This window comes from Pseudonocardia sp. P-1, assembly GCF_058111925.1.
Genome location: NZ_CM176614.1, coordinates 4,946,783 through 4,968,204, shown reverse-complemented (window position 1 = coordinate 4,968,204; position 21,422 = coordinate 4,946,783). Strand labels below are relative to the sequence as shown.

The 21,422-nt window shown below is 75.4% G+C and carries 21 protein-coding genes and 1 pseudogene; 5 read left to right on the top strand and 17 right to left on the bottom strand.

Annotated elements, in window-relative coordinates; genetic code table 11:
- Positions 1-2: 2 nt before the first annotated feature.
- Positions 3-356, bottom strand: coding sequence for an Rv2175c family DNA-binding protein (locus AC0GKK_RS24425; protein WP_062396076.1), 354 nt, complete (start codon positions 354-356; stop codon positions 3-5).
- Between the two features lie 123 nt (positions 357-479).
- Between AC0GKK_RS24425 and pknB the strand changes: the two genes are divergently transcribed.
- A complete protein-coding gene (pknB, locus tag AC0GKK_RS24420; protein ID WP_489882616.1) occupies positions 480-2,345 on the top strand; it encodes a Stk1 family PASTA domain-containing Ser/Thr kinase in 1,866 nt (621 codons plus the stop codon).
- Between the two features lie 73 nt (positions 2,346-2,418).
- Here pknB and AC0GKK_RS24415 read toward each other — a convergent pair whose 3' ends face one another.
- The 3 genes from AC0GKK_RS24415 to uriH are packed head-to-tail and all read right to left on the bottom strand — an operon-like array spanning position 2,419 to position 5,683.
- Positions 2,419-3,282 carry a PfkB family carbohydrate kinase gene (locus AC0GKK_RS24415; RefSeq protein ID WP_405416346.1) on the bottom strand — a complete coding sequence of 288 codons (864 nt, stop codon included), beginning with the start codon at positions 3,280-3,282 and terminating at the stop codon, positions 2,419-2,421.
- Positions 3,279-4,703, bottom strand: a complete 1,425-nt coding sequence (gene uriT / locus AC0GKK_RS24410) for a uridine transporter UriT (RefSeq protein ID WP_251785129.1) — start codon at positions 4,701-4,703, stop codon at positions 3,279-3,281. The genes AC0GKK_RS24415 and uriT overlap by 4 nt, the downstream gene beginning before the upstream one ends.
- Complete coding sequence (uriH, locus tag AC0GKK_RS24405; RefSeq protein ID WP_489882615.1) at positions 4,700-5,683, bottom strand: uridine-preferring nucleoside hydrolase UriH; 984 nt, start codon at positions 5,681-5,683, stop codon at positions 4,700-4,702. The genes uriT and uriH overlap by 4 nt, the downstream gene beginning before the upstream one ends.
- A gap of 119 nt (positions 5,684-5,802) precedes the next feature.
- Here uriH and AC0GKK_RS24400 point away from each other — a divergent pair.
- Positions 5,803-6,693 (top strand): annotated as a pseudogene (locus AC0GKK_RS24400) (LacI family DNA-binding transcriptional regulator); the annotation flags it as partial.
- 175 nt (positions 6,694-6,868) lie between these two features.
- Here the strand turns inward: AC0GKK_RS24400 and AC0GKK_RS24395 are convergent.
- From AC0GKK_RS24395 to AC0GKK_RS24375, 5 genes are all read right to left on the bottom strand, one after another.
- Complete coding sequence (locus AC0GKK_RS24395) at positions 6,869-8,272, bottom strand: class II 3-deoxy-7-phosphoheptulonate synthase (RefSeq protein ID WP_405416341.1); 1,404 nt, start codon at positions 8,270-8,272, stop codon at positions 6,869-6,871.
- A gap of 28 nt (positions 8,273-8,300) precedes the next feature.
- The gene (locus AC0GKK_RS24390) at positions 8,301-8,801 is read right to left on the bottom strand and encodes a polyadenylate-specific 3'-exoribonuclease AS (RefSeq protein ID WP_489882614.1); all 501 of its coding nucleotides are present in this window, start codon (positions 8,799-8,801) and stop codon (positions 8,301-8,303) included.
- Between the two features lie 87 nt (positions 8,802-8,888).
- Positions 8,889-9,245, bottom strand: a complete 357-nt coding sequence (locus AC0GKK_RS24385; RefSeq protein WP_345652295.1) for a HepT-like ribonuclease domain-containing protein — start codon at positions 9,243-9,245, stop codon at positions 8,889-8,891.
- A gap of 24 nt (positions 9,246-9,269) precedes the next feature.
- Positions 9,270-9,581 (bottom strand): nucleotidyltransferase family protein, encoded by a 312-nt coding sequence (locus AC0GKK_RS24380; protein ID WP_251785132.1) that lies wholly within the window; start codon positions 9,579-9,581, stop codon positions 9,270-9,272.
- Between the two features lie 431 nt (positions 9,582-10,012).
- Positions 10,013-10,768 (bottom strand): lysophospholipid acyltransferase family protein, encoded by a 756-nt coding sequence (locus AC0GKK_RS24375; RefSeq protein ID WP_062396084.1) that lies wholly within the window; start codon positions 10,766-10,768, stop codon positions 10,013-10,015.
- Positions 10,769-10,955: 187 nt separating this feature from the next.
- Between AC0GKK_RS24375 and AC0GKK_RS24370 the strand changes: the two genes are divergently transcribed.
- Positions 10,956-11,453, top strand: a complete 498-nt coding sequence (locus AC0GKK_RS24370; RefSeq protein WP_489882613.1) for a DUF308 domain-containing protein — start codon at positions 10,956-10,958, stop codon at positions 11,451-11,453.
- A 5-nt stretch (positions 11,454-11,458) separates the two neighbouring features.
- On the opposite strand, the gene AC0GKK_RS24365 is transcribed toward AC0GKK_RS24370, so the two are convergent.
- Genes AC0GKK_RS24365 through AC0GKK_RS24340 form a run of 6 tightly spaced genes read right to left on the bottom strand, consistent with a single transcriptional unit; the run spans position 11,459 to position 15,781 of the window.
- Positions 11,459-12,433: an ROK family protein gene (locus AC0GKK_RS24365; RefSeq protein WP_489884060.1), complete on the bottom strand. Its 975-nt coding sequence runs from the start codon at positions 12,431-12,433 to the stop codon at positions 11,459-11,461.
- 8 nt (positions 12,434-12,441) lie between these two features.
- Entirely contained in the window at positions 12,442-12,822 is a 381-nt protein-coding gene (locus AC0GKK_RS24360; RefSeq protein WP_489882612.1) for a hypothetical protein, read from the bottom strand.
- The gene (locus tag AC0GKK_RS24355; protein WP_482637901.1) at positions 12,819-14,066 is read right to left on the bottom strand and encodes an ArsA family ATPase; all 1,248 of its coding nucleotides are present in this window, start codon (positions 14,064-14,066) and stop codon (positions 12,819-12,821) included. The genes AC0GKK_RS24360 and AC0GKK_RS24355 overlap by 4 nt, the downstream gene beginning before the upstream one ends.
- 43 nt (positions 14,067-14,109) lie before the next feature.
- Positions 14,110-14,547, bottom strand: coding sequence for an SRPBCC family protein (locus tag AC0GKK_RS24350; protein ID WP_020623841.1), 438 nt, complete (start codon positions 14,545-14,547; stop codon positions 14,110-14,112).
- Between the two features lie 20 nt (positions 14,548-14,567).
- Entirely contained in the window at positions 14,568-15,362 is a 795-nt protein-coding gene (locus tag AC0GKK_RS24345) for a metallophosphoesterase family protein (RefSeq protein ID WP_251785136.1), read from the bottom strand.
- A gap of 2 nt (positions 15,363-15,364) precedes the next feature.
- Complete coding sequence (locus tag AC0GKK_RS24340) at positions 15,365-15,781, bottom strand: polyketide cyclase / dehydrase and lipid transport (RefSeq protein WP_489882611.1); 417 nt, start codon at positions 15,779-15,781, stop codon at positions 15,365-15,367.
- A 205-nt stretch (positions 15,782-15,986) separates the two neighbouring features.
- Here AC0GKK_RS24340 and AC0GKK_RS24335 point away from each other — a divergent pair, with 205 nt between their 5' ends.
- Entirely contained in the window at positions 15,987-17,831 is a 1,845-nt protein-coding gene (locus AC0GKK_RS24335; RefSeq protein ID WP_489882610.1) for an AMP-dependent synthetase/ligase, read from the top strand.
- Positions 17,832-17,860: 29 nt separating this feature from the next.
- Here the strand turns inward: AC0GKK_RS24335 and AC0GKK_RS24330 are convergent, their stop codons facing one another.
- The gene (locus AC0GKK_RS24330; protein WP_489882609.1) at positions 17,861-19,003 is read right to left on the bottom strand and encodes a glycosyltransferase family 4 protein; all 1,143 of its coding nucleotides are present in this window, start codon (positions 19,001-19,003) and stop codon (positions 17,861-17,863) included.
- Between the two features lie 385 nt (positions 19,004-19,388).
- Here AC0GKK_RS24330 and AC0GKK_RS24325 point away from each other — a divergent pair, with 385 nt between their 5' ends.
- The gene (locus AC0GKK_RS24325; protein WP_251785139.1) at positions 19,389-19,721 is read left to right on the top strand and encodes a hypothetical protein; all 333 of its coding nucleotides are present in this window, start codon (positions 19,389-19,391) and stop codon (positions 19,719-19,721) included.
- 4 nt (positions 19,722-19,725) lie between these two features.
- Here the strand turns inward: AC0GKK_RS24325 and AC0GKK_RS24320 are convergent, their stop codons facing one another.
- Positions 19,726-21,282, bottom strand: a complete 1,557-nt coding sequence (locus AC0GKK_RS24320) for an NYN domain-containing protein (protein ID WP_489882608.1) — start codon at positions 21,280-21,282, stop codon at positions 19,726-19,728.
- Between the last annotated feature and the right edge of the window lie 140 nt (positions 21,283-21,422).

The following is a 21,422-nucleotide window of genomic DNA, read 5'->3' as shown; positions in this document are numbered from 1 at the left end:
CCTCAGAAGGCCATGGCCTGGGCGCGGCGCTTGATCTCCTTGTGCCGGCCCGCGCGCAGCGCGGTGATCGGGGCACCGGAGAGCGACTCCTCCTCGGTGAACAGCCAGCTCAGGATGGCGTCGTCGTCGTAGCCGCCGTCGCGGAGGACGACGATCGTGCCCGGCAACCCGCGCACGACACCGTCGTCGTCGAGCAGCGCGGTCGGGACGACGACGTCGTGCCCGTTCTTGAACGACAGGAGCTGCCCGTCGCGGACGAGCTGGTGCACCCGGGAGACGGGGATCGACAGGCGGTCGGCCACCTCGGCGACGCTCAGCGTCTCCTCGGTGACAGCGGCGGGGAGGGACTCGTTCACAGCCGGACACTGTCCCACACCGCCCCGGGCGGCGCCGACTCCCACCGGACCGGCCGACGCGGTGTGGTCCTACGCCGACCACCTGCACGACCGACCCGATCCCCACCGGTAACCTGACCCGCGATGAGCTCACCGTCCGGTCCGGTCGATCCCGGCGCCCCGGGTGGGGCCGGGCGGCTCGCCGCCGACGGCCCCGGCGAGGTGCTGCTCGACGGCCGCTACCGGGTCGGCCCGGTACTGGCCCGCGGCGGCATGTCGACGGTGCACCACGGCACCGACACCCGTCTCGAACGCGCCGTCGCGATCAAGGTGATGGACCCGCGGATGGCCGGGGACCACGCCTTCCGCACCCGGTTCGACCGGGAGGCGCGGCTGGCGGCCCGGATCGACCACCCGTGCGTCGTCGCCGTCTACGACCGGGGCACCGTCCCCGCGGGGCCCCTGGGCGAGGCCAGCCTGTTCGTCGTCATGGAGCTGGTCGACGGCGGCACCCTGCGCGACGTGCTGCGCGCCCGCGGTGCGCTGGGGCTCCCGGCCGCGGTCCGGGTGCTCGAACCGGTCCTCGCCGGGCTGGCCCGCGCGCACCGGCTCGGCATGGTGCACCGCGACGTGAAGCCGGAGAACGTGCTGATCTCCTCCGGCGGCGAGGTGAAGGTGGCCGACTTCGGCCTGCTCACCGCGGCCGCCGAGGCCGGGGTCAGCCACGCCGGGATGATCCTCGGGACCATGGCCTACCTCTCCCCCGAGCAGGTCGTGTCCGGTCGCGCCGACGGCCGCAGCGACGTCTACGCGGCCGGTGTCGTGCTCTACGAGATGCTGACCGGGCAGCCGCCCTACACCGCCGACAACCCGCTGTCGGTGGCCTACCGCCACGTGAACGAGGACGTGCCGCCGCCGTCGGCGCTGGTCCCGGGGCTGCCGCCGGCCGTGGACGCGCTCGTCGCCCGGGCCACCTCGCGGGACCCCGAGCAGCGCCCGGTCGACGCGGAGCACTTCCGGCGCGAGCTGTTGGACATGGCCGACCGGCTGGGCCTGCCCCGGACCGCGACGCCGCGTCCGCCCGGCCCGCCCCCGCCCGACGACGGCCCCACCCTCCCCGCAGGCCCCCTGCGCCACCGGCCGCTCGATGCCGCAGCGCCGGGCCCCGGCGGCACCCGGGTGCAGACCCGGGCCCGCGGCGCGCACGGCACCGCCGTCACCCCCGCCGGGCAGCCGGAGCCGATGACCCGCGAGGAGCTGGCCGGGCGCCGCCGTCGCGGCCGCCGGGTGTTCGCGCTGTGGATGGTGCTGCTCCTGCTGCTGGCCGCGCTGGCCGGGACGGGAGCCTGGTGGCTCGGGTCGGGCCGCTGGACCACGATGCCCGCGGTCACCGGTCTGGACCGCGAGCGGGCGACCGCGCTCGTCGCCGAGTCCGACCTGACGCCCACGGTCACCGAACGGGCCGACGACGACGTGGCGCCCGACCTCGTCGCGCAGGTGGACCCGGCCCCGGAGACCCGGGTGCTGCGCGGGACCACGGTCACCCTGGTGGTGTCGACCGGCCGTCCCGCGGTGCCCGACGTGCCCGCGGGCAGCGCCGTGGACACCGCGGAGGACGCCGTGCGCCGCGCCGGGCTGACCCCGGTGCGCTCGACGAGCGCCGAGGAGTTCAGCACCGAGGTCCCCGCCGGTGCGGTGATCCGCACCGACCCGCCCGCCGGGACCCGGCTCGCCGGTGGTGCCGCGGTCACCCTGGTGATCAGCCGGGGCGCCGAGCCGGCACCGCCGCTCCCGGCGCCGACCGCCGAGCCCGCGGCGCCCACCTCCGTGCCGTTCGTGATCGGCATGCGGGCCGACGAGGCGGAGGCGCTGCTGCGTCAGGACGGCTTCGAGGTCGACATCGAGCGCAGCTTCCCCTTCGGCCGCCGCGACGGCCACGTCGTCGGTCAGGACCCGGGGTCGGGCGGCGACGCCGAGCCCGGCGACACGATCACCCTGACCGTGCTCTGAGCCCGCGTCGCGGGTGGGAGCCGGCGCCCCGGCCGGATGGCGGCCCGGCCGGGACACCGGCGTTCGAGGGGCCCTACAGCCCGAAGCGGGTGCGCTCGGCGTCGCCGATCGCGGGCAGCTGCGCCCCGGCGACGGTGACCGCGAGGGCACCGGCGCGCACGGCGTAGCGCGCGGCGTCCGGCAGGTCGTCCCCCGCGGCGAGCCGCACGGCGACGGCCGCCAGGAAGGCGTCGCCCGACCCGGTGGTGTCCACCACGTCCGCCCGCATCGCATCCACTGTGGACACCGTAGCCGCTCCCGCGTCGTGCACCTCGCAGCCCGCGGCCCCGCGTGTCACGACCGACCGGGGCACCGGGTGCTCCCCCAGCAGCGCAGCCTCGTGCTCGTTGACCACGAGCACGTCGGTGGCGGCGAGCAGCTCGGCGGGCACCGGGGCGTAGGGCGAGAGGTTCAGCACCACCGTGGTCCCGGCGGCCCGGGCGGCCCGGGCGGCGGCCAGCACCGTCGGGACACCGATCTCCAGGCACAGGGTCAGCACCGCGACGTCGTCGAAGGAGGGCAGGTCCCCCGGCTCCAGGGTGGCGTTGGCGCCGGGCGAGACGACGATCGTGTTGTCGCCCGCGGCGTCGACGGTGATGACCGCGGTGCCGGTGGCCGTGCCGGTCCGCACCGTGACCCCGTCGACGTCGGCACCGGCGGCGGCGACGGCGTCGCGGACGGTCCGGCCGTGGTCGTCGTCGCCGACCGCGCCGACCATCCCCACGCCGACGCCCGCGGCGGCCCCGAGCCGGGCGGCGGCGACGGCCTGGTTGGCGCCCTTGCCGCCGGGGCCCACGGTCAGGTCCGACCCGGCCACGGTCTCCCCCGGCCCCGGGAAGCGCTCGGTGCGCACCACCAGGTCGGCGTTGAGCGAGCCGACGACCAGCACCCGGCTCATCGGGCGTCCACCACGTCGTGCGCGGCGCCGGTCTCGGCGGCGGCCGGGCGCGGGATGAGCAGCGACAGCGCGAACGCGCCCGCGGTGCACGCGGCCCCGACCAGCATGCCCGCGGTGTAGCCGCCGACCCCGGTCTGCCCGGCCCCGCCGACGGCGACCTGCACCGCGGGCAGCACCACGAAGCTGATCCCGGCGCCGAGGTTGAACGCGCCGGCGTTGAGCCCGGGCAGCATGCCGGGCCGGTCGGCGGGCGAGAGCAGCACGCCCAGGCCGTTGAGCATGATGTTGGCGATGCCGGCGTAGGTGACGCCGAGCAGCAGCGTCGCGACGACCAGCACCGCGAACGAGTGCACGCCCACGACCGCCAGCAGCACGGTGGCGACGACGCTCCCGGCCAGACCGACCCGCAGGACGGTGCGGTAGCCGAGCACCGGGGCCAGGCGACCGGCGAACGGCCCGACCAGCCAGCCGATCAGCGCGTAGGGGGCGAGCAGGGCGAGCGCGGTGAGGTCCGCTCCGAGCCCGAACCCGGCCGCCGGGTTCTGCGCGATCGACGCGACCAGGCCGTTGACCACGGCGAACACGCCGGTCATGGTCAGCAGCGTGGTGCCGAGGGTGGCCCAGGTGGCGCGCCGGCGCAGGTCCTCGGGCGCGACGAGCGGCTGGGCGGTGCGGCCCTGCAGCCGCCAGAACACCACCGCGGCGACGACGGCGAGCAGCGCGTACCCGGCGACCCGGCCCCAGCGCGCGTCGGACAGCGCGGCGGCCTCGTCGAAGGCCAGCAGCAGCGCGCCGACCGCGACGACCAGCGGGACGACCCCGCGCCAGTCCATCCGGGTGCCCTGCGAGGGGCGGGACTCCACGCCCCACACGGCGACGAGCACCAGCGCGACGACGGTGACCGCGGCGATGACCCAGAAGATCGAGCGGAAGCCGTGGTGGGTGGCCAGCCAGCCGCCGAGCAGCGCGTCGAGACCGGCCACGCCGCCGTTCACGGCGGTGATCAGGCCGAGCACGATGCCGTAGCGGCGCGGGTCGGCGATCTCGCTGCGCAGCATGAGCAGGCAGATCGGGACGACCGGCCCGGTGATGCCCTGCAGGGCCCGGCCGGCGAACAGCATCGGCACGCTGACGGCGAGGGCGGCGACGACGCTGCCGACCAGCATGACCGCGAGCATCACCAGCAGCACCCGCCGGCGCCCCGCGATGTCGGACAGCCGCGGCAGGAACAGCGAGAACATCGCCGCGAGGGTGAAGAACATGGTCTGGGACAGGCCGACGGTGGCGTCGTCGGTGCCCAGCTCGCGGGCCATGGTGACCAGCGCGGGGCTGAGCATCGAGGCGTTGAGCTGGAACGCCACGCAGGCGGCCAGCACCGCCACGACGAGCGTGACGACCGGGCGGCGGTCGGGGGTGGTCATGCGATCTGCTCCGTTGCGGCGACGGTGGTGGCCGGGAGGGCGGGGTCGCCGATGGCGCGCAGGGCGTCCACGACGAGCCCCCAGAAGCGGGCGTGGTCGAGCTCGAGCGCGGCGTGCGTGCGGCATCCCTGCGGGGCCGGCCCGCGCCGGTCGGCGACCGTCATCCCGGTGGTGTGCCGGCCCGCGGTCTCGACGACGATCGGCATCGGGAACGCCCGCACGATCGTCGGGTCGATGACGTGGGCGACGGCGCACGGGTCGTGCACCGGCGGGGCGTCGAAGCCCTGGACGTCGCGGTAGGTGGCGGCGAAGAAGTCCAGCAGCTCGTCGACGAAGCGCGCCGGACCGGTCCCGACGGCGCGGATCGCGCGGCGCACCTCGGGACCGGCCAGAGCCTGGTGGGTCAGGTCGAGACCGACCATGACCACCTCCCAGCCCGCCTCGAACACGATCGCGGCGGCCTCGGGGTCGATGGCGATGTTGAACTCGGCCACCGGGGTCCGGTTGCCGACGGCGACGCCGCCGCCCATCAGCACCACCCGCTTGACCCGGTCGACGATCTCGGGGGCGCGCCGGGCGGCGAGCGCGATGTTGGTCAGCCCGCCGGTGGGGACGAGGGTGACGGTGCCCGGCTCGTGGGCCAGCACGGTCTCCACGATGAGGTCCACGGCGTGGGTGTCCACCGCGGCGAACGCCGGTGCGGGCAGCTCCGGGCCGTCCAGGCCGCTCTCGCCGTGGATGTCGGCGGCGACGGAGATCTCCCGCAGCAGCGGGCGGTCGGCGCCGGCCGCGAACGGCACGCCGGTGATCCCGGCCAGGGTCGCGACCGAGAGCGCGTTGCGGGTCACCTTGTCCAGCGTCTGGTTCCCGACGACCGTGGTGACGGCGAGCAGCTCGATCCGCGGGTCGCCGTGAGCGAGCAGCAGCGCGATCGCGTCGTCGTGGCCCGGATCGCAGTCCAGGACGATCTTCTCGGTCATCTCCGGTGTCCCACCTCGTCGTCGCGGTCGTCCGGGGCGGTCCGGACGTGTCGACTGTGACTTGTCAAGCGCATGACGTCAAGCGCTTGATGTGTGGCGCGTCCGGGTAGGCTCGCCGGATGGCAGGACCGGTGGGCCGGCGGGTGACCGCGGCGATGGTGGCCCGGCGGGCGGGGACGAGCGTGTCCACCGTGTCGCTGGTGGTGAACGGCAAGTCGCGCGGACGGGTGTCCGCGGTGATCACCGAGCGGGTCCGCGCCGCGGTCGACGAGCTGGGCTACGTGGTCGACCACGCGGCGAGCTCGCTCGCCCGCGGGACCACCGACCTCGTCGTGCTGCTCGCCCCCGACCTCCCCAACCCCTACTTCGGGCGGGTCACCACCGGGATCCGGGAGGCGCTGGGCAGCAGGCACCAGCTGATGCTGTCGGTGATCGAGGGCGGCGAACAGCCCGGCGCCGACGACGTCCGCCGGGTCGCGGCGTTCCGCCCGGCCGGGCTGCTGGTGCACGCGCCGTCGCCGACGTTCCTCGACGACCTCGAACCGGGCGGCCCGCCACTGGTGCTGATGGACGCCCCCGGCTTCGAGGGCCGCGCGGCCACGGTGACCTTCGACCTGGAGCCGGGCGTGCGCGCGCTGGTCGCGCACCTCGCCGAGGCCGGGCACACGGTCCTCGCCTACCTGGAGGGCTCGACGCCCTCGGCCACCTTCACCGTGCGCCGTGAGCTGCTCGCCCGGGTCGCCGCCGAGCACGGCCTGCGGGTCCTCGACGACGGCACCCGGGCCGGGCTGACCCTCGACGCCGCCGCCGACGTCAGCACCGAGGCGCTGCCGCGCTGGCGGGCGGCCGGGGCCACCGCGGTCGTCGCGGCGGCGGACACGATGGCCTACGGCGTGCTGGCCGCCGCGCACCGGCTCGGGCTGGCCGTGCCGGGGGACATCGCCGTCGCCGGGTTCGACGACCTGCCGTACTCGCAGGTCACGGCGCCGTCGCTGACGAGTGTGGCGCTGCCGGCGGAGGAGCTCGGCCGGGCCGCGGCCCAGCGGCTGGCCGCCGTCCTCGCCGGGGACGGCGACGGCGCCGTCGCCCCCTGCTGCCCTCGCGGCTCGCGGCCCGGGCCAGCACCGGGGCCTGAGACACACCACCGGGGCGGCTCCGGGTGGAGCCGCCCCGGGGACGGACGGGTCAGCCGCGCAGCATCTCCGCGACGAGGAACGCCAGCTCCAGGCTCTGCTGGGTGTTCAGCCGCGGGTCGCAGGCGGTCTCGTACCGGCCGGCGAGGTCGGTGTCGGAGATCCGCTGCGCACCGCCGAGGCACTCGGTGACGTCCTCGCCGGTGACCTCGACGTGGATGCCGCCGGGGTGCGTGCCGAGCGAGCGGTGCACCTCGAAGAAGCCCTGCACCTCGTCGACGATCCGGTCGAAGTGCCGGGTCTTGTAGCCGGTCGAGGCCTCGTGGGTGTTGCCGTGCATCGGGTCGCACTGCCAGATGACCTTGTGCCCGGAGGCGGTCACCTTCTCGACGATCGCCGGGAGCACGTCGCGGACCTTGTCGTTGCCCATCCGGGAGATCAGCGACAGCCGGCCCGGGCGGTTGTGCGGGTCGAGCCGCTCGACGTACTCGACGGCCTGGTCGGGCGTCGTCGTCGGGCCGATCTTCATGCCGATCGGGTTGGCCAGCAGCTCCGCGAAGGCGACGTGCGCGCCGTCGAGCTGACGGGTCCGCTCCCCGATCCAGAGGAAGTGCGTGGACAGGTCGTAGAGCTTCGGCGACTCCCCGCCGGTGGGGTCGCGCTCCAGGTCCAGGCGCAGCATCGCGCGCTCGTAGTCGAGCAGCAGCGCCTCGTGGCTGGCGTAGAACTCGACCTGGTGCAGGTTGTGGTCGCGCACCCCGCAGGCGTCCATGAAGCGGACCGCGCGGTCGATCTCGGCGGCGACGGCCTCGTAGCGCACGCCCGCGGCGGAGGTGCGGACGAAGTCCTTGTTCCAGTCGTGCACCTTGGACAGGTCGGCCAGCCCGGTCGCGGTCAGCCCGCGGACCAGGTTCATCGCCGCCGAGGCGTTCGCGTAGGCGCGCACCATCCGCGACGGGTCCGGGATGCGGCCCTGCGCGTCCGGGGCGAGCCCGTTGACGATGTCCCCGCGGTAGGACGGCAGCCCGCTCGCGTCGACCGGCGAGCTGCGCGGCTTGGCGTACTGACCGGCGATGCGGCCGACCTTGACCACCGGCATCGAGGCGCCGTAGGTCAGGACGACGGCCATCTGCAGCAGCGTGCGGATCGTCGCCCGGATGTGCGGCTCGGTGTTGTCGACGAAGGTCTCGGCGCAGTCGCCGCCCTGCAGCAGGAACGCCTCACCGTTCGCGACGTCGGCGAGCCGCGACTGCAGCCGGTCGACCTCCGGCGGCAGCACCACCGGCGGGACGGACTCGAGGACCTTCCGCACGTCGCCCACCTGCGACGGGTCGGGCCACTCGGGCTGCTGGGCGGCAGGGCGGGAGAGCGCATCGTCCAGGGCGGAGCGCAGGTCCGCGGGCAGCGGCGGCAGCTCCGGGAGGACGTCGATGGGCGCGTCGACGGACCAGTTCACACGGCCCAGCCTAGGCCGCGGCCGATCCCTACCGGGGCGCGGCCCCCGTCGCGAGGGTCTCGGCGATCACTTCCCAGCGCCGCAGGTTGTGCCGGGCGTCGGCGAGCGCGTCGTGCGCCTCGGCGGGCGGCGGGGGCAGCGCCGGGCGACCCGCGTCCTCCCACCGCTGGCGCAGCTCGCGGGTGAAGCGCGGGATCGGCCGCGGCAGCGCGGGCATCGCACCCCACAGCTGGCACAGCGCCACGTGGTCGTAGGCGGCGATCCAGGCCCACAGCTCGACGTCGCCGGGGGCGCCGGTGCAGAAGTCGAGGATCTCGGAGCGCATCCGGGACCGCGACATCCAGGCCCGGTCGCTGGGCGAGGGCAGCTTGGGCAGCACGTTGGCCCGCACCCACTTGCCGGCCCGGTCCGGGTCGAACTCGGTGGACACGGCGTAGAACTCGCGGCCGTCCTCGCCGACGATCCCGATCGACACCAGGTCGATCGTCGTGCCGTCCTCGATGAACTCGGTGTCGTAGAAGAAGCGCATTGCCGTCCTGGGCTCGGGTTCGGTCGTTGAGCTGTGCCGCCCGACGAGCGTACGTGCCTCTGCTGCCGTGATCGGGACCGCTCCGGGTCAGGCGTCCTCCGTTGTCTGAACCGCACGCAGCTGGACCGCCAGCGCCGGGACTTCCTGAGACGCAGCAGCCCAGAGGATTTCGAGGTCGATCTCGAAGTACTCGTGCACGACACGATTGCGCATTCCCGCCAGTGCCCGCCACGGCAGGTGCGGATGAGCAGCAGCCAGCTCGGGGCTCACGCGTGCAGCAGCCTCACCGAGCACCTGGATCAGATGCGTCAAGACGATCTGCAGGTCCTCGTCGGCATCAAACCGCGCGCGGCCGCGCGCAACCCGGACCCGGATCTTCTCAGCGGCTTCCAACATGTCCGCGATCCGCTCCCGGTCACGTCGGACCAACAGGGATCCCTCCATCACGAGCGATCGTCGAGAAGACAGTCACACTGCCACCGCCTCGGCGAGAACCTGATCACGGACACGTCGTTTGAGACCGTTCACCGTGGCGACCTGTGTAAGAACCCCAAGTGAGTCCTCGACCGCGAGGGCGAAGGAAACCATGTCGACATAACCATGGCCGGGTTCCAGGTCGACCAGCAGGTCGAGATCACTGGTGGGGGTCGATTCGCCACGCGCGACGGAACCGAAGACACGGATGTTGTAAACACCATGACGGCGCCCGACGTCCACGATGTAGTCCCGACGTGCACTCACGTCGGCCAGCGTGACGGCCTGGTGGGTTCCGGCGGTCATCGCGCCTCCCATACGAAACAGTGCGGCGATCGTACTGCGCTCGCGCGATATCGGGACCGGCCGAGCCCGGGCATCGAGCTCATCCGTCGGACGACACCGGCAGCCGCCCCGCCGCCGAGTTGAAGAACCGGCACTGAGCTTCGCCACGGCTCGACGACCTTCGATCGTAGAGGAGGTCGTCCACCTACCGGATCGAAACGAGCATGCTCGACGCCCTTGTCGCAAGCCGGAAGCTCCACTGACCGGACAGGTGAGCGGGCCGCCGTCCGGCTCCGGCCGACTCGGTCGCCTGCTTCGCCTCCCGAGAGGTCACCGACCGCCGGATTCTGCCGGGCGACAGGTCGGTCCACCACGGGCTCTCACCGACAGAGGAGCCTTCGCCCAGCTCCACATCGGTGGGTCAGATCGCCGGGACGCACTTCCGGAGTCGATCAGGAGGCGCGGGAGTCGGGCACGTTCGCGTCCGGCCGCTGCGGGGCGGGACGCGACGGCGCGGGCGGTGGAGCACCGGCCGCGGCCTTCTCCTTGACAGACGCCGCGTAGAGGTCGACGTAGGTCTGTCCGGACAGCTCCATCAGCGAGTACATGATCTCGTCGGTCATGGAGCGCTCGATGAACCGGTCCCCGGCCATGCCCTCGTACCGGGAGAAGTCCAGCGGTTCGCCGATCACGATCTTCACCTTGCGCGGGCGCCACATCTTGGAGCCGATGGGGTTGACCTTGTCGGTGCCCACCATCGCGACCGGGATGACCGGCACCCCGGCCTCCAGGGCCATCCGGGCGACGCCGGTCTTGCCCTTGTAGAGCCGCCCGTCGGGCGAGCGGGTGCCCTCCGGGTAGATCCCGAGCAGCTTGCCCTCGTTCAGCAGCCGGACCGCGGTGTCCATCGCGGCGCGCGCCGCGGACCCACCGGAACGGTCCACCGGGACCTGCCCGACGCCGGTGAAGAACTGCTTCTTGAACCAGCCGCGGATCCCGGGCTCGGTGAAGTACTCGCGCTTGGCGAGGAAGGTCACCCGGCGCGGCAGCATCAACGGCAGGAAGAAGGAGTCGGCCACCGCGAGGTGGTTGCTGGCGAGGATCGCGCCGGCACCACCGGGCACGTTCTCGGCACCGCGCACCTCCGGCCGGCAGAACAGCCTCATCAACGGGCCGAGCAGCACGAACTTGGACCACCAGTACAGCACCCTGCGCTGCCTCCCTACCGACTTCGGCGACAGCCTACGGAGCGTCGACACCTCCTCACAACGGGGCGGTGGTCACCGGGGTCGGGCGGTCCCCGCGCAGCGCCCGCGCGGGCCCGTGGGCGGTGTCGGGCGGGACACGGGCCGTGACAGGATGAGAGCCGCCGCGAGCGGGGAGGGACGGACCGGTATGAGCTCCGCAGACCCCTCGCGTGACCGCGAGGACCGGCCCGACGACGACTTCGACGCGATCGTCGCCGCCTGGCGCGACGAGGGCTCGGTCCCGGACTGGCCCGCCGAGCCCGTGGAGCGCGCCGACCGCACGGACCGCGGCGACGCCGGTGACGCCGCGGGCGCGGCGGGCGGCGCCGACCGGCCCGCGCACCGGCCCGGCCCGGCCGCCCCGCCTCCGGGCACCGGCACGGGTGCCGACCCGGACGACCACTACCACCCGCCGGAGCCGCCGCCGCTGCCGCGGCCGGGACCACCGGCCGTCGTGGGTGGCGGGCTGATCGCGGTGGGGCTGCTGCTGTGCATCGCGCCGGGGCTGATCGGCGTCGGCGGGACCTGGCCGCTGCCGCTGGGGCTGGTGCTCATCGCGGCCGGCCTGGGCTGGCTGCTGCTGCGGCTGTGGAGCCCCGACCCCGACGAGGGCCCCGACCCCTGGGACGACGGCTCGCGGCTGTAGCGCGCTCAGCGCCGGGCGCCGGACCGCAGGCTCTCGCGGGCCAGCGTCGCCGCGCCCACGACGGCGGCGGCCGCGCCGAGCTGCGCGGTCCGGATCCTGGCCAGCGGCCGGTTGCCCGCCCCGGTGAGGATGCGGGCGTAGTGCTCGCGGGCGGCGTCGAGGAACAGCGGCGCCGACGCCGACACCCCGCCCGCGATCACCACGAGGCCCGGGTCGAAGACGTCCGCGACGAGCGAGAGCCCCTCCCCCAGCCAGCGCCCCATGTCGTCGACGGCGGCGCGGGCGACCGGGTCCCCCTCGCGGGCGGCCGCGGCGACCCGCTTGCCGGTGACCCGCCCCGGGTCGACGGCGGCCTCGCGGGCCAGCCCGGACGGGCCCGGCACGTCGCCGCCCGAGAGCATCTCCAGCGCGGTGGCGCCGAGGGCGGTCCCGCTGCAGTAGCGCTCCCAGCAGCCGCGCTTGCCGCACGGGCAGGCCCGTCCGTCCGGGACGACCCGCAGGTGCCCCAGCTCGGGTGCGACGCCGTGCGCGCCGCGGAACAGCTCGCCGTCGAGCAGCAGGGCGCCACCGATCCCGGTGCCCAGCGCGATCACCAGCGCCACCGAGGCACCGGCCGCGGCGCCGTGGCGCCGCTCGGCGAGCGCGGCGGAGTTCGCGTCGTGCTCCACGACGACCGGGATCCCGCCGAGCCGGTCGCCGATCCGCTCGGCGACCGGGGCGTCGCGCCAGGACAGGTGCGGCGCGTAGCGGACCAGGCCCCGCGGGGCGTCGACGAACCCGGCGAGCGCGAGCCCGACGGCGGCGACGGTGTGCCTGCGCCGCAGCTCGTCGACGGCGCCGGCGATGGCCGCCTCCAGCGCGTCGTCGGTGCGCGGGGTCGGCGCGGAGGCGGAGTCGAGGATCTCCCCCTCGGCGTCGACGACGCCCGCGCGCACGCTGGTACCCCCGACGTCCACCCCGATGGTGCGGACGTCGGACATCCGGGGGCTCACGTCCGGTGCACCGCGATCCGCTGCACGGAGCGTCCGCCGCCGTGCGGGCGGCGGGGCTCCTGGCGCGCGGGCGGGGCGGCCTCCTCCAGCACCGCGACGAGCACGGCGAGCAGCCCGCCGGCGTGGGCGGCGAGCCGGGTGACCAGCTCCGACCGCTCCCCCCGCACGACGGCGATCAGCGCGCACACCGGGCAGGCGGTGCAGGAGCCGGCGTCGCCGGGGCCGGGGTCGCTCCCGCCGGCCCGCAGCGAGTCCGACATCGTCTCGGTGGCCGCACGCAGCCGGTCGAGCAGCGCCACCGCGGTGACCCGCAGGTCCTCCGGAATGCCGCCGTGATCGCCGCAGTGGGTGCCGCCCCGCGCGTCACGGCCGCTCACGAGGTCATCCAGGTGCCCGGGTCGGGCACGAAGGAGATCACCAGGCGGGCGTCGGAGCCGCGGCCCTCCAGCCGGGCACCGGTGGCCTCGCAGCGGCGCAGGACCGACGGCAGCGAGACCACGCGCCGGGAGAACCCGATGCCGACGACCATGTCGTCGCCGACCCGGGCGAGGTCCAGCGGGGCGTCCTGCGCGCCGGGCAGCGCCACGTCGAGCTCGAACTCGGTGTCGGCGGAGACGCCGTGACCTGCGGTGCGGCGCAGCTCCATCAACGGCCGCGGCGGGGCGCCGTCGGCGGCGCCCGCGGGGTCGTCGTCGCCGTAGACCGACAGGGCCAGCTCGCGCAGCGCACCGACACCGGTCGGCTCGGCGGCGGTGTAGCGGACCGCGGTCACCGGCACGTCCGCACCGAGCTCGCCCAGCTCGGCGAGCACGGACTGCTGCTCGGTGGCGCGTTCGCGCAGCCAGCGCGCCGCGGGCCCGCGCAGCGACGGCGGCGGGCCGGGCATCACCCGGTTCGCCAGCAGCCCGTCGACCCGCAGCTCGTGCAGGGCGAGCGCGGTCAGGGTGCGGCGGGTCTCGGCCGCGACCACCCGCTCCGGGGTCAGCACCAGCCGGATCGAGGTGCGGGAGCGGTCGGCGAGCAGGCCGCGCAGCCCGCGCAGCTGCTCGGCCAGCACCCCGAGCGCGTCGATCGTGCGGTCCCAGCCCGCGCCGTCGGCCTTGGCCCCGGCCAGCCCGGCGACCAGGCCGCGCACCGCGCGGCGGTGCGCGGGGAACAGCCGCTCCAGGTAGCCCGACAGCGCCTCGGGCAGGGTGAGCAGCCGCAGCGTCTCCGCGGTCGGCCCGCAGTCGACGACGACGACGTCGAAGCGGCCCGATTCGGCGTAGCGCTGCACCTCGACCAGCGCGAGGAGGTCCTCGACGCCGGGCAGCACGGTCAGCTCGTCGGCGACGAGCTCGTCCACCCCGGCCCCGGCGAGCATCGTGCGCAGGTGCCCCTGCAGGTCGCCCCAGGCGCCCTCGAGCAGGTGCCGGGCCTCGATGTGGGCGCCCCACAGGTTCTCGGTGACCTCGGTGGGCTCGGCGCCCAGCTCGGCGTCCAGCGCGTCGCCGAGGGAGTGCGCCGGGTCGGTGGACACGACCAGCGCGGACCGGCCGGTCCCGGCCACGTGCGCGGCCGTCGCGGCGGCCAGGGTCGTCTTGCCGACCCCGCCCTTGCCGGTGAAGAGCACGACGCGCACAGCGCGGAGCCTAACGATCGCGTCCGGGTCGCCGCCGACCGGCTCAGCCCTTCTCGACGCGGCGCTTGAGGCCCTTCAGCGCGGCGTCGATGATCACTTTCTCCGCCTTGCGACGGAGCATCCCGATCATCGGGAAGTTGACCTCGACGCTGAGCTCGTAGGTGACGGTGGTGCCGCCGGCGTCGCCGACCAGCCGGTACGCGCCGTCCTGGGCGCGCTGGATGCCGCCCTTGACCAGCGTCCAGGACACCGAGCGGTCGTCGGCGGCCCAGTCGTAGTCGAGGGTGTAGGTGTCCTTGATGGCCCCGGCGTCCATCGCGAAGCGGACCTGGCGGGCGCGGCCGTCGGCACCGGCGTCGAGGATCTCGACGCTGGTGATCTGGTCGGTCCACTCGGGGTAGGACGCGAAGTCCGCGATCACCGCCATGACCCGCTCCGGCGGGGCGTCGATGTGGATCGAGGACGAGGTCGCGTCGGCCATGGCGGGAGGCTATCCGGTGGTCAGAACCGGAGCACGTAGGGCGTGCCGTGCGCGCGGAAGTGTCCGGCGTTGACGCACTCGGTGCGGCCGATCCGCGCGCGGCGGTGCAGCGGCTGGTGCACGTGCCCGAACAGGGCGTGCGACGGCTGCTCGGCCCGGATCCGCGCGGCCAGCGGCGCGCTGGCGATCTCGGCGCGGCGGGTGACGACGTCGTAGGTCAGGCCCGGGTGCGCCGGCGGGACGTGGGTGCACAGCACGTCGGCCGGGCCGAGCGCGTCCAGGCGCGCGGTCCAGTCCTCGTGGGTCACGAAGTGCGGCCGCCAGGGGCCGGTGCGGCGCGGGTCGACCCCGGGCGGGAGCGGCACCCCGCCGAGGAAGCCGAACCGGCGACCGCCGATCTCGACCACCCGTCCGTCGGCGCGGGTGACGCCGTCGGTGTCGGGCCAGGCGTCGGGGACGTCGACGTTGCCCGGGATCGCCCAGACCGGCACCCCGAGCCCGCCCAGGACCCCGAAGACCTCGGCGTACTGCGCGGCGACGGCCTCGGCGACGGCGGCGGCCGGGTCGGTGAACCGGGCCCAGGAGCGCTCCAGCAGGCCCAGCACCTGCGCGCGCGGCGCCCCGATCCGGCGCATCCGGCCGAACTCCGCGGCCACCTCGGGCCCGAGCAGCCGGGAGATGATCCCGTTGGTCGGGTCGCGGTAGTCGATGAACTCCAGCAGGTCGCCGAGCACCAGCACCCCGTCGGCGCCCTCGGCGGCGCGGGCGAGCGGGACGGTGGCGCCGTGGACGTCGGTGACGACGTGCAGCCGCACGCTCAGGCCGTCCGGTCCGGCCGGAACGCCGACGGCGCGACGCCCGCCGGGCGCCCGCCCTCCAGGCGCCGCTTGAGCGCGAAGGCGTGCGCCTTGAACGCGCGGTGCCGCCGGTCGGACTCCGCGTGCAGCCATCGGCGGCGCCGCAACCGGCCACCGGGCGGCGGGCCGTCCGGGTCCGCGCGCAGGAAGAAGTGCAGGACGGTGCCGTCGCCCTCCGGCTCGCACCAGACCTCCATGGTCCCGACGAGCGCGCCGGTCACGGTCCAGCGCAGCCCGGCCGGTCCGCGGTCGTGCGCGACCTCGGGGCGCAGGTCGGGCCAGTACGACGGCCACCGGGCCGGGTCGGCGAACTCCGCCGCGACCCGCTCGCGGGGCACGGCCAGGAAGGTCTCGTCGATCACGTCGATCGCGGGCACCCGGTCAGCGTGCCACCCCGTGCGACGGCGCCGGTCACGGGTACCGTCGCGGCCCGGACCGGACCGGCGGCACCACCGACCGATCCGTTATGTCCGAATCGATGTACGTGGACCCTACTCTCCGGTAGGTTCTGCTCCGAGGTGTCGCCGCAGCCGTCGCGGCGACCGCGTTCAGCCTGTCGAGGCCGCCAGGAGGTCGATCCCCGTGCGTGAGTACAGCGTTCCCGCCGCGGTGTCCGTGGGAGATGAGGAATCGCTCTCGGACGCCGTGTTCGACAACGCCGCGCAGCACCCGTCGGACGTGCTCTACCGCCGCAAGGGCGCGGACGGGAACTGGTCGGAGGTGACCGCGGCCGAGTTCGGCGAGCAGGTCACCCGGATCGCCGCCGGGCTGGTCGCCGCGGGTGTGCAGGCCGGGGACCGGGTCGCGCTGCTGTCGCGGACCCGGTACGAGTGGACCCTGTTCGACTACGCGATCCTCGCCGCGGGCGGGGTCACCGTGCCGATCTACGAGACGTCGTCGCCGGACCAGATCTCCTGGATCGTGTCCGACTCCGGCGCCGTCGGGATCGTCGTGGAGACCGCCGAGCACGCCGCGTCGGTGGAGAAGGTCCGCGGAGACCTGCCCGAGCTGCGCACCGTCTGGCAGATCGAGCCGGCCGCGTCGGCCCCGGACGCCCCCTCGGCGGTCGAGCAGCTGCGCGGCCTCGGCGCGGACACCCCCGACGACGTGGTGCACGCCCGGCGCGGCGGGGTGCGCGCCGACGACCTGTGCACCCTGATCTACACCTCGGGCACCACCGGTCGCCCCAAGGGCTGCGAGCTGACCCACCGCAACCTGATCGCCGAGATCCGCACGATCGCGGCGACGATCCCGCACCTGTTCGAGCCCGGGGACTCGGTGCTGCTGTTCCTGCCGCTCGCGCACGTGTTCGGCAAGGCCATCCAGTGCGGCTGCCTGTCCACCCGCACGGTCGTCGGCCACTCCCCCGACGTGAAGACCCTGCTGCCCGACCTGGCGGACTTCCGGCCGACCTTCCTGCTCGCGGTGCCGCGGGTGTTCGAGAAGGTCTACAACGGCGCGCGGCTCAAGGCCCACAACGACGGCAAGGGCAAGATCTTCGACGCGGCCGCCGACACCGCGATCGCCTACTCCGAGGCGCTCGACGCGGGCGGGCCCGGCCTGCTGCTCAAGGCCCGGCACGCGCTGTTCGACAAGCTCGTCTACGGCAAGCTGCGCGCCGCCGTCGGCGGCCGGGTCAAGGCCGCGGTGTCCGGCTCGGCCCCGCTCGGGGGCCGGCTCGGGCACTTCTTCCGCGGCATCGGGCTGCCCGTGCTGGAGGGCTACGGCCTGACCGAGACCTCCGCGGGCATCACCCTGAACACCGTCGACGCCCAGCGCGTCGGCTCGGTGGGCCGCCCGGTCCCCGGCTGCGCGGTCCGGATCGCCTCGGACGGCGAGATCATGCTGCGCGGCGACATCGTCTTCCGCGGCTACTGGAAGAACGAGGAGGCCTCGAAGGAGGCCCTGGAGTCCGACGGCTGGTTCCACTCCGGCGACATCGGCGAGCTCGACGACGCCGGCTTCCTCACGATCACCGGCCGCAAGAAGGAGATCATCGTCACCGCCGGCGGCAAGAACGTCGCGCCGGCCGTGCTCGAGGACCGGCTGCGGGCGCACCCGCTGGTCGGGCAGTGCATCGTGATCGGCGACCAGAAGCCGTTCATCTCCGCGCTGGTCACCATCGACCCGGACGCCCTGCCGGGCTGGCGCGAGCGCAACGGCAAGCCCGCGGGCGACGGCAGCTCGGCCGCCGACCTCGTCGACGACCCGGAGCTGCGCGGCGAGATCGCGGCCGCGGTCGAGGACGCCAACCAGGCCGTCTCGCGGGCCGAGCAGATCCGCAAGTTCACGATCCTGCCGCACGACTTCAGCGAGGCCGGCGGCGAGCTGACGCCGACGATGAAGGTCAAGCGCAAGGTCGTCGTGGAGTCCTACTCCGGCGAGATCGAGGCGCTCTACGCGGGGACCACCGCCGACAAGGGCTGACCCCCCGCCGTCGACGACGGGTCGTGCACTCAGCGCGGCCCGTCGTGGCCGGTCAGGAAGCCGTGCAGGCGCGCCGCCGACGACGGCCCGCCCCAGACCCGCCGGACGCGGGCCCGTCCGGCGCGGCCCATCGCCGTCGCCCGGGCGGGGTCGGCGAGCAGGTCGGCGACCCGGTCGGCGACGGCGGCGACGGCACGTCCCGGCACGACGTGGCCGGTCACACCCTCCTCGACGGTCTCCGGCGCGCCGCCGGAGTCCCCCGCGACGACGGGCAGCCCCGACGCCGCGGCCTCCAGCAGCGCGATCCCCAGCCCCTCGACGTCGAGCCCGCCGAGGTGGGTGCGGCACGGCAGGGCGAACACGTCCCCGGCGGCGTGGTGCGCGGCGAGCTCGGCGGCCGGGACCCCGCCGGTGAGCACGACGGCGTCGGCCACCCCGGCCCGTGCCGCCAGTGTGCGCAACCGGTCCCGGTAGGGTCCGCCGCCGACGAGCAGCAGCCGGGCGCCCGGCACCCGGCGGCGGATCCGCGGCAGCGCCGCGACCAGCACGTCCTGGCCCTTGCGCGGCACCAGCCGGGACACGCACGTCACGACGGGTGCGTCGCCGAGCCGGTACCGGGTCCGGACCGCGGCGCGGGCGTCCGGGTCGGGTGCGAAGCGGACGGTGTCCACCGGGGGCGGCAGGACCTCCAGCGCCGCGTCCGGGCCCAGCGCGCCGGCGAGCCGGCCGCGGGTCCAGCGCGACACCGTGGTGACGACGTCGGCGTCGCGGCCGATCCGGTGCAGCGCCCGGCGCGCGCCGGGCAGCATCGACCAGCCGACCTCGTGGCCGTGCGTGGTGGCGACGACCCGCTCCACCCCGGCCCGGCGGCGCAGGTACGGGCCGAGCAGCCCCAGCGGCGCGGCCGCGCCGAACCAGACGGTCCCGGCGTCGTGCTCGCGGGCCAGCTCCGCGGCGCGCCGGGCGACCTCGGGGACCGGCAGCATGAGCGACGACCGGTGCCGGTGCACGGGGAACGGCAGCGCGGCGTCGTGGTCGGCGGCGCCGCGCCAGGCGGGCGCGTGGACCGCGAGCGAGTCCGGCGGGAGCGCGCGGGCGAGGTCGGACAGGTAGGACTGGATGCCGCCGGGCCGGGGCGGGAAGTCGTTGGTCACCAGCAGCGTGCGCGCCACGGTCGGCGACGCTAGTCCTCGGCGGGGCGCCGGCCGCCGGTGGTCACCGGCGGACGGGGCGGCGGGGGTCGGGACGGCGGCTCCGCACGCGCGCTGCGCGTCGGGGATGCGGGCCGCCGTCCGACACTCCGGGGAGCGGACGAGTTCCGCGTCCTCACCGTTGCGTGACCGGATCGGTCGCCCGCCGGGGTGGCACTGCTCCGTACGAGTGGTGGTGCTCGCTCGACGGCACAGTTGGTGAGGATGTCGTGCTGTTCAGGTGAACGAGCGCGGCGGCCCGCGGTGACGGCCCCGCCCCGGTTTTTCTCCGGCGCGGCCATTCTGTCGGACCCCTCCCCTAGCGTCCGCGGTGCTCGACCACCTCGGGTCCGACGAAGGAGGAGCCATGATCGTCGACTGCGATCGCTGCGAGGTCCGCGGTGCCGCGTGCGGTGTCTGCGTCATCGGGGTGCTGCTGGAGGTCCCGGAGGACGACCGGCCGATCCCCTACCTTCCCGTCGACCTGCCGGCCGGCACGGTGGCCACGACCGTCGCCCCGCTGGAGTTCGCCGAGCCGGAGCGCCGGGCACTGCAGGTGCTGGCCGAGGGCGGCCTCATCCCGCACCTGCGCCTGGTCGAGCCGGGCGCACCGGCGCCCGGTCGAGCCGGGCGTACGGCGCTGCCGATGCCGGTGGTCCCGCCGGCCGGGCACGGGCCCCGGCACCGTGACGTGGGGTGAGCGCTCACCCGCCGAGGCGGCGCAGCAGCACCGCGGACGCCACGGTGTGCGCGCCCCGGCGGCGCACCGAGCGCACGATCTCCTGGTCCGACGTCGCGACCAGCAGCGGCCGGCCCGCCGGCTCGGCGGCGACGAGGTCGCGGACGACGTCGTCGGCGATCACCCCGGCGTCGCTGAACAGCACCCGCACCCCGCGGCTGCCGCGCACCGGCGCGGCGATCACGGCGGCCCCGTCGAACACCACGGTGATCTCGGCCCCCGTGCGGGCACCCAGTGCGCCGAGCTGGGCCACCAGCCGGGAGCGCTGGTCGGCCAGCGGCAGGTCCGGGTAGCCGGTCTTGCTGACGTTGTAGCCGTCGACGATGAGGTGCACCGACGGCACGGTCAGCAGCGCGTCCAGCGCGGCCAGCCCGTCGACGGGGGCCGCGACGCGTGCGCCGGTCCCGCGGTCGCCCGTTCCCGCGACGAGGTCCGCCGGCCGCGGTCCGCCCGCGCCGACGTCGAGCTCGCGGCGCAGGCCCGAGATCGCGCCGCTGACGGTGTCCAGCAGCAGCTCCAGGCGCACCTCGTCGCCGCGCCGGGCCTCGCGGGCGGCCTGGCGGGCGGCGGCGACCTGACCGGCCGCGGCGTCGGCCCGGCGGCGTTCCCGGTCGGCCCGCTCGCGCTCGGCGGCGGTCTCGGCACGGGAGCGGGCGAGCTCGTCGTCGACGCCGCCGCGCAGCCGCGCGACCTCCTCCTCCAGCTCGGTGCGGGCGTCGAGTGCGGCACGCAGCCGCGCGCCCTGGTCGCTGACCCGGCGGCGCATCTGCTGGTACTCGGTCTCCCGCTCCCCGACGAGCGCCCGTGCGCGTTCCCGTTCCTCGACCAGCTCGGCCCGGGCCCGTTCGAGCTCGGCGGTGAGCTTGTCGACCTTGGCCAGGGCCTCGTCGCGCTCGGCGCGCAGGTTCGCCAGGTCCGCGGTCTGCCCCACCTCGGCGACCCGCCGGTGCGCGAGCGGATCGGCGGTGAGCAGCGCGACCGCGGCCGCGTCGAGCTTGTCGACGGGTGCGGGCAGCGGATCCGCGACGGACGCGGCCTCCGCGGCGGGGGCCGACCCGTCCATCGGTGATGCGGCTGCGTGCTGCGCCGCGGGACGGCCGGACGGGCCGGCTGCCTCCGCGGCTCCGGTGTCCCCGGTGGATGCCCCGGGTCCGCCCGGGGGGGCGGGCGGGTCGCCGGCGGGTCGTGTCGTGGCGGGCTCGGGCAGCTCCAGCTCACCGGGCCGGTTCTCGGCCCACCACGCCACCACGGCCGCCCGGAACGCCGTGTCCTGCTGCAACCGGGCCACCAGTACCTGCCCGCCGAGACGGGCCCGCTTGGCGGGGGTGAACCGGGCGAAGCGGCGTAGCGGGGTGGGGACGTCCCCGGGCGGCAGCCCGCCCAGCGCGGTACCCGCGATCTCGGCGAGCCGGGCCCGCAGCGGGGCGGGCAGCTCCGGCCAGTCGCTCGCGGCCGGGTCCGCGGCGCACGACGGGACCCCGGAGCACGTGGGCTCCGGTCGCTCCGTGTCGTCGTACGCCATCGGTCCAGGTTATCCCCGCCCGGCCCGGATCGCCGTCGGCGTGCCCGTCCGCAGCCGGGACGTCCCCGGATCGGTGTCCGCGCCCCGGCTCCCCCGGACCGGGGCCGGGTGTTCGAACATACTGTCGGACCCCACGGCTA